Annotated in this window: 6 protein-coding genes; 1 reads left to right on the forward strand and 5 read right to left on the reverse strand. The window is 65.9% G+C overall.

The window, feature by feature from the left end:
• The 5 genes from B2W70_RS04315 to B2W70_RS04335 all read right to left on the reverse strand — a co-directional run.
• Positions 1 to 1450 (reverse strand): AMP-binding protein (locus tag B2W70_RS04315; RefSeq protein WP_414631026.1); only part of this gene is annotated, 1450 nt, incomplete at its 3' end.
• Positions 1451 to 1653: 203 nt separating this feature from the next.
• Positions 1654 to 2943 (reverse strand): acetyl-CoA C-acetyltransferase, encoded by a 1290-nt coding sequence (locus B2W70_RS04320; RefSeq protein WP_286743215.1) that lies wholly within the window; start codon positions 2941 to 2943, stop codon positions 1654 to 1656.
• Positions 2944 to 2997: 54 nt separating this feature from the next.
• Positions 2998 to 3858, reverse strand: a complete 861-nt coding sequence (locus B2W70_RS04325; RefSeq protein WP_286743218.1) for a MaoC/PaaZ C-terminal domain-containing protein — start codon at positions 3856 to 3858, stop codon at positions 2998 to 3000.
• 18 nt (positions 3859 to 3876) lie between these two features.
• The gene (locus tag B2W70_RS04330; RefSeq protein WP_286743220.1) at positions 3877 to 5283 is read right to left on the reverse strand and encodes a 3-oxoacyl-ACP reductase; all 1407 of its coding nucleotides are present in this window, start codon (positions 5281 to 5283) and stop codon (positions 3877 to 3879) included.
• A gap of 97 nt (positions 5284 to 5380) precedes the next feature.
• Entirely contained in the window at positions 5381 to 6157 is a 777-nt protein-coding gene (locus B2W70_RS04335; protein WP_058086007.1) for a TetR/AcrR family transcriptional regulator, read from the reverse strand.
• Positions 6158 to 6485: 328 nt separating this feature from the next.
• On the opposite strand from B2W70_RS04335, the gene B2W70_RS04340 reads away from it, so the two are divergent.
• Positions 6486 to 7613, forward strand: a 1128-nt coding sequence (locus tag B2W70_RS04340; protein WP_286743224.1) for an iron-containing alcohol dehydrogenase, incomplete at its 3' end; no start/stop codon positions are given.

A 7613-nucleotide genomic window follows, 5' to 3' on the forward strand; every position in this document is an offset into this window, starting at 1 on the left:
CCTTCTTGCGGTCCACGATCTTGAGGAAGCCGTTCTCGTCCATCACGGCGACGTCACCGGTGGCCAGCCAGCCTTCGCTGTCGATGACCTTGGCGGTTTCTTCCGGACGGTTCCAGTAGCCCTTCATGACCTGCGGGCCGCGCACGCACAGCTCGCCCGGCTCGCCGATGTTGGCCCAGGAGCCGTCGTCGCGGCGGCAGCGCACTTCGGTGGAAGGCACAGGCACGCCGATGGAGCCGGTGAACACGGGGCGCGGCTTGCTCAGGTCAACCGGGGCTTGCGTCACGATGGGCGAGCACTCGGTCAGGCCGTAGCCTTCGACGATGGGGCAGCCGGTGACCTGGTTCCAGCGCTCGGCGGTGCTGCGCATCAGGGCCATGCCGCCCGCGATGGGCAGCTTCAGCTTGGAGAAGTCGAGCTTGGCGAAAGCCGGGTCTTCCAGGAAGGACGCGAACAGCGTGTTCACGCCCGAGATGCCCGAGAAGCGCTCGTTCTTGAGGATCATCATCACGCGCTTGGTGTCGCGCGGGTTGGCCACCAGGATGTTGCGACCACCCAGTGCCATGAAGATCAGGCCGTTCACGGTCAGCGAGAAGATGTGGTACATCGGGATGAGCGTGACCACGGTCTCGACGTCGTCCGTCAGTTGACCTTCGGCGAAGGCCAGGGCCTGCTGGCAGTTGGCCAGCACGTTGCGGTGCGTGAGCATCGCGCCCTTCGAAACACCCGTGGTGCCGCCGGTGTACTGCAGGAAGGCCAGGTCGTCGGGCTTGACGTCGGCCGGCTTGAACTTGGCTTTGGCGCCGTCCTTGAGCACGTCGCGCATCCACTTGGCGCCAGGCAGGCTGTAGGCCGGCACCATCTTCTGGACCTTGCGCAGCACGAAGTTCAGCAGGCGGCCCTTGGCGTTGATGAAGCCATCGGACAGCAGGTCGCCGATCTGGGTCAGCACCACGCGCTTGACGCCGGTGCCGGGCATGGCGTCTTGCAGCGTCTTGGCGAAGGTCTCCATCACGATGATGGTTTCGGCGCCGCTGTCCTTGAGGGCATGGGCCAGTTCACGCGAGGTGTAGAGCGGGTTGATGTTGACCACCACCGCGCCCAGCTTGAGCACCGCGAACAGGCACACCGGGTACTGGAAGGTGTTGGGCAGCATGATGGCGACGCGGTCGCCCTTCTTGACGCCCTGGCCTTGCAGCCAGCCAGCAAACGAGCTCACCAGGCGATCGAGCCGATCGTTCGTCATCTCCGTGCCGATGCTCACGAAGCCCGGTCGCTGGCGGAACTTGTTGACGCACTCATCGAAGTACTGTCCGAGGGACTGGTACTTGTTGATGTCGATCTCGTGGACCACGCCCTTCACGTAGGACGACAACCAGATGCGGTTGGTGGACCCATCGGGGTTGACGATGGACATGCCCGGCTGCAGGGCGGCGGCGGATTGGCTCATCTGGATCTCCTCGTGTACCGGCGCCATGACTGCTTTTGAACTTGGCGCGGGGGCGACTTGCGGCCCGTTTCATGACGACAGCCCCGGTGGGGATGCCGGGGCCGCCATGTTGCTTTTTGTCTCAGCTTTCGAGTTTAGCAACCCTGGTGACCGATCGATCCACGATCTGGCACATCAGGGTCGTCAAACCTTCAATGCACCCATCAGCGCTCCAGGATCGCGACCACGCCCTGACCGCCGGCCGCGCAGATGGAGATCAGGCCACGGCCCGAACCCTTCTGGGCCAGCATCTTGGCCAGCGAAGCCACGATGCGGCCACCGGTGGCGGCGAACGGGTGGCCAGCGGCCAGCGAGGAGCCGTTGATGTTGAGCTTGCTGCGGTCGATCGAGCCCAGCGGCTTGTCCAGGCCCAGGCGCTCCTTGCAGTACTTCGGATCTTCCCAGGCCTTGAGGGTGCACAGCACCTGCGCGGCGAAGGCTTCGTGGATCTCATAGAAATCGAAGTCCTGCAGCGAGATGCCGGCGCGGTTGAGCATGCGGGGCACGGCGTAGGCCGGTGCCATCAGCAGGCCTTCCTTCTTGTTGAAGAAGTCGACAGCGGCGACTTCGGAGAAGGTGATGTAAGCCAGCACCGGCAGGTTGCGGGCCTTGGCCCACTCTTCGCTGGCCAGCAGCACGGCAGAAGCGCCGTCGGTCAGCGGGGTCGAGTTGCCCGGGGTCAGGGTGCCTTGGCCCGGGGCGATCTTCTTGTCGAAGCAAGGCTTGAGCGAGCGCAGCTTCTCGATGGACAGGCCTTCGCGCAGGTTGTTGTCCTTGCTCACGCCCTTGAACGGCGTCATCAGGTCGGCGAAGAAGCCTTCCTTGTAGGCGCGGGCCAGGTTGGCGTGGCTGGCTGCGGCCAGTTGGTCCTGCTCTTCGCGGGGGATGCCCCACTCGCGGGCCATCAGTTCGGCGTGCTCGCCCATCGAGAAGCCGGTGCGGGGCTCGCCGTTCTTCGGGATGTTCGGCTTGAGCAGCATCGAAGGACGGATCTTGGCCAGTGCCTTGAGCTGCTCGCCGGTGCTCTTGCCACGGTTGGCTTCGAGCAGGATCTTGCGCATTTTCTCGTTGACGCCGATGGGCGCGTCGGAGGTGGTGTCCACGCCACCGCCAATGCCGCATTCGATGTGGCCCAGGGCGATCTTGTTGGCCACCAGCATGATGGCTTCGAGGCCGGTGCCGCAAGCCTGTTGCAGGTCGTAGGCCGGGGTCTCGGGCGACAGCGTGGTCGACAGCACGGTCTCGCGCACCAGGTTGAAGTCACGGCTGTGCTTCATCACGGCGCCGGCGGCGACGTCGCCCAGGCGTTCGCCGTGCAGGTTGAAGCGGTCGACCAGGCCCTGGAAGGTGGCCGTCAGCATGTCCTGGTTGGACACGTGCGAGTAAACGGTGTTGGAGCGGGCGAAGGGGATGCGGTTGCCACCGATGATGGCGACGCGACGGATGGTGCTCATGAAAGGTCCTTGGGGTGAAGGGTGTTCAATGCGATGAATGCTCGGGGCGGTGGCTCAGTACCGGACGAGGCCGCGGAGGTGGGGCTTGTCGCCTTTGGCGTTGCGAACTTCGAAGACGGATTCACCCTCGCCGCGGTTGGCCCACAGCGAAGCGCGCGCCGGCAGGAACAGCGGCGTCTTGAACTCGACGATCACCTCGGCCTGCTCGACGGCTTCGCGCGGCATCAGGGTGGCCAGGGCGCGGGCCTTGGTCCACATGCCGTGTGCGATGGCCTTCTTGAAACCGAGGAACTTGGCGGTCAGTGCCGAGAGGTGAATCGGGTTGATGTCGCCCGAGACCCGGCCGTAGCTGCGGCCGATGCCGGCGCCGGCAAAGAAATCGGCCTGGTGGGCCAGCGGGCGCTCGTCGTTGATCTGGCTGACGTACTCGGGGCCACGCGGCTGCTTGACGCCCATGCGCAGCAAGGTCCAGGTGCTCTCCCACACCACGACGCCATCGCGCAGGGCGCGGGCGTGCAGCGTGAAGACCTGCCCCTTGTCGTGCTTGTAGAGCTCGCCCGTGCGCACCTCGATGCGCAGCTTGTCGCCCACGTTGATGCGCTTGAGCAGCTTGGCGCTGTTGGCCAGGTGCACCAGGCCCATGGCCGGCCACGGGAAGGCCTTGGAGCCGAACAGCATCATGGCCAGCGGGAAGGCGTCCATGTGCGGCACCAGCATCGGCACGCCGTGGGCTTCGGTGAAACCGCAGACCTTGGCGTAGGCCTTCACGCGCTTGGCGTCGATGGTGACGCTGGGGCGCACATACGTGACCTCAGGCAACGCATCCACCGCCCCGCTGCGCTTGCTGCTCGAGCGCAGCGCACCGAGGTTGAGCGCGAGGGCGCTGGGCAGCTTCTTGACTTCGATGATCTTCATGGCTGCAGGCGCTGTCGATCAGCCGATCAGGCTTTGGCCGCACACGCGGATCACGTTGCCCGTGATGCCGGCAGATGCGGGGCTGGCGAACCAGCCGATCGCCTCGGCGACGTCGACGGGCTGACCACCCTGGCTCATGGAGTTCATGCGGCGACCGGCTTCGCGGATGGCGAAGGGGATGGCGGCCGTCATGGCGGTTTCAATGAAGCCGGGGGCCACGGCGTTGATGGTGATGCCCTTCTTGGCGAAGATCGGGGCGGTGGACTGCACCATGCCGACCACGCCAGCCTTGGAGACGGCGTAGTTGGTCTGGCCCATGTTGCCGGCCAGGCCCGAAATGGAGGACACGCAGACGATGCGGCCGCCAGCCTTGATCGCACCGGCCTCGACCATGGCTTCGTTGATGCGCTCTTGCGTCGACAGATTCACGTTCATGACGAGCTGCCAGAGGTGCTCCTTCATGTTGGCGATGGTCTTGTCACGGGTGATGCCGGCGTTGTGCACGATGACGTCCCAGCCGCCGTCGGCCTTGGCGGCTTCGATCAGCTTTTGCGGGGCTTCGTTCGAGCCGATGTCCAGGGCCAGGGCCTTGCCACCGATCTTCTTGGCGACTTCGGTCAGGCCTTCCTGAGCCTGTGGCACGTCCAGCGCGATGACTTCGGCGCCGTCGCGGGCCATGCATTCGGCGATGGCGGCACCAATGCCGCGCGAGGCGCCGGTGACCAGCACCTTCTTGCCGGCCAGGGGCTTGTCCCAGTCGGCGGGGATGGCGGTTTCGCCCACCGCAGCGCCGATGCGGATGACCTGGGCCGACACATAGGCCGAGCGCGGCGACAGCAGGAAGCGCAGGGTCGATTCGAGCTGGCCCTCGGCGCCTTCTGCGACGTACACCAGCTGTGCGTTGCTGCCCTTCTTGAGTTCCTTGCCCAGCGAACGGGTCAGGCCTTCGAGGCCGCGCTGGATGGTGGCCTGACGGTGCGAGGTGCAACCTTCGGGCGGCCGACCGATCACGATGACGCGGCCGCACGGCAGCAGCGAGCGGGCAGCGTCGTGGAAGAACCAGTACAGCGCGTCGGACTGGGCCGAGTCGGTCAGGCCGGTGGCGTCGAACACCAGGGCTTTGACCTTTTCACCCGGCTGGCCGTTGCCACCCCAGCGGCCGGTGGTCAGGCCCGATTGGTTGGCCACCGCCACCCACTGCGGCAGGCGCTCGTGGGCCAGGGTTTGTGCACCGATGCGCTTGAAGATGCCCGCCAGGGTGGACAGCAATTGCGGCTCGCCGCCACCGCCCACCAGCACGGTGCCCTTGATCACCGGCTGGCCCGGTTGATGGCGTTCCAGCGGCATCGGCTTGGGCAGGCCCAGTGCGTTGACCAGCTTGGCACCAACGTTGGAGTTGGCAAAGTCAAGGTAACCGTCTTTCATGGGGGACTCTCGGGAGAAGGGCCGGTGGACGTGCACAGTCCAGTTTGGCCAGGTTGCGACAACGATCTGTCAGATCGCCAGATCACGGTGGAAAAGCTCAGGTGGCGGTGGCGCTCGCGGTTGACGAGGGGGTGTCGGGTTCAGCGGTTTCTGGCTGGGCCTGGCCGATCTGCGCCACACCCGGCAGGTTGGCCATCGCACCGAACTCCAGGGCCTCTTGCGGGCCAGGCAATGGGGCCTTCAGCGCGGCCACCATCAGGGACGACAAACGCGAGAGGATCACGGCTTCGTGATCGCCTTGCTGCTGGGTGAACTCGCGGATCAGGCGTTGCGTGTTGCCGCCAGCCAGGATCCCGGAGAGCGCTCCCATCGCGAAGTTCAGGCGAAAGCCCAGGTCTTCCCGGCTGAGCTCGGGCAGCGTGCGCTGGAACGCAAAGAAGAAGCGCCCCAAGGTCTCGATGTAATGCGTCTGGATGTAGTCGCGCACCACGGGCGACGGGTCGGTGTAGGCCCGGCCGAGGAAGTGCAGAAACCGATCGGCGCCCGGCACATCGCTGCGGAAAATGCGCACAGCGGGCAGGAACAAGGCCACCAGCACGTGCTCGCAGTTGAGCTGGGACGCGTAATTGGCTTCGAAGGCATCCAGCATGGCGCGGCGCTGGGCGTCCAGCGGGTCGAGCCTGCGCGAGAGCACGGCGTGGATCAACGCGTCCTTGGTGCCGAAGTGGTAGTTCACCGCCGCCAGGTTGACGCCCGCTGCGCTGGTGATCTGGCGCATCGACATGGAATCGAAGCCGCCGCTCACGAACAGCGACTCGGCCGCATCGAGGATGCGGGTCTTGGTGTCGGCGGGTGACAGGCGGGCCGTGGCCATGCGGGGGTCTCCTGGGTCCTGCTCGGAGGAACAGGACGAACGTTTCAAACGTCCGTTTTAGTTACAGGCGCGTATGGTAAGTCAGCGCGAGCGCCTTGACACACCCTTGACGCATGAAATGTGGGGTCTCCCCCGACCCAGGGGATTTCCCAGGAATTCGGACAGGCGGGATCAAGCCATCGAGGCGGGTGCTGGCTTGGACAAGATCGGGCGATTAGGGGACATCCCTGCCTGAGTTGTCGGGACTTGCTCACGTCGCCCCGCAGGCGGCTCGCTATGATCCCGGCCAACCCCGCACCCGCTCGCAGACGAACCAACCAGGCCAGCCATGTCGACCATCCTCTACCTCACCCAGATCCAGTTCGACTTCGGCGCGGTGCGCCTGCTCGCCAGCGAATGCGAGCGCATCGGCATCCGCCGCCCCCTGGTGGTGACCGACGCGGGCGTGAAGGCCGCAGGGGTGTTGCAAAAGGCGCTGGACGCGTTGGCAGGCTTGCCCGTCACCATCTTCGACCAGACCCCGCCCAACCCAACCGAAGCATCTGTGCGGGCAGCGCACGAGGTGTGGCAGGCCAGCGGCTGCGACGGCCTGATCGCCGTGGGCGGCGGCTCCAGCATCGACCTGGCCAAGGGCCTGGCGATCATGGCCACCCACCCGGGCCCCTTGACCACCTACGCCACCATCGAAGGTGGCTCACCCAGGATCACGCCGCAGGCCGCTCCGCTGATCGCCGTGCCCACCACCGCAGGCACAGGCAGCGAGGTGGCACGCGGCGCCATCGTCATCGTCGATGATGGCCGCAAGCTCGGCTTTCACTCCTGGAACCTGATGCCCAAGGCCGCCATCCTCGATCCAGAGCTGACCCTGGGCCTGCCGCCCATCCTCACGGCGGCCACGGGCATGGACGCCATCGCCCACTGCATGGAGACCTTCATGTCGGCGGCCTTCAACCCACCGGCCGACGGCATTGCGCTGGACGGCCTGGAGCGCGCCTGGGCCCACATCGAGCGCGCCACGAAAGATGGCTCGGACCGCGAAGCCCGCCTGAACATGATGAGCGCCTCCATGCAGGGCGCCATGGCCTTTCAGAAAGGCCTGGGCGCGGTGCACAGCCTCAGCCACAGCCTGGGCGGTGTGAACCCCAAGCTGCACCACGGCACCTTGAACGCCATGTTCCTGCCTGCCGTGATCCGTTTCAACGCCGAGGCCGAGTCCATGAAAAAAGACCGCCGCCTGGCCCGCATGGCCCACGCCATGGGCCTGCGCTCCGAAGGCGACGTGCCCGAAGCCATCCGCGACATGAACGCGCGCCTGGGCCTGCCCAAGGGCCTGACCGAGCTGGGTGTGCAGCGAGAGTGGTTCGACAAGGTGATCACTGGCGCGCTGGCCGACCACTGCCACAAGACCAACCCGCGCGTGGCCACGGCAGACGAGTACCGCGCCTTGCTCGACGCG

It is taken from the genome of Aquabacterium sp. UBA2148, assembly GCF_002328915.1.
GTDB classification, from domain to species: Bacteria; Pseudomonadota; Gammaproteobacteria; order Burkholderiales; family Burkholderiaceae_C; genus Aquabacterium; species Aquabacterium parvum.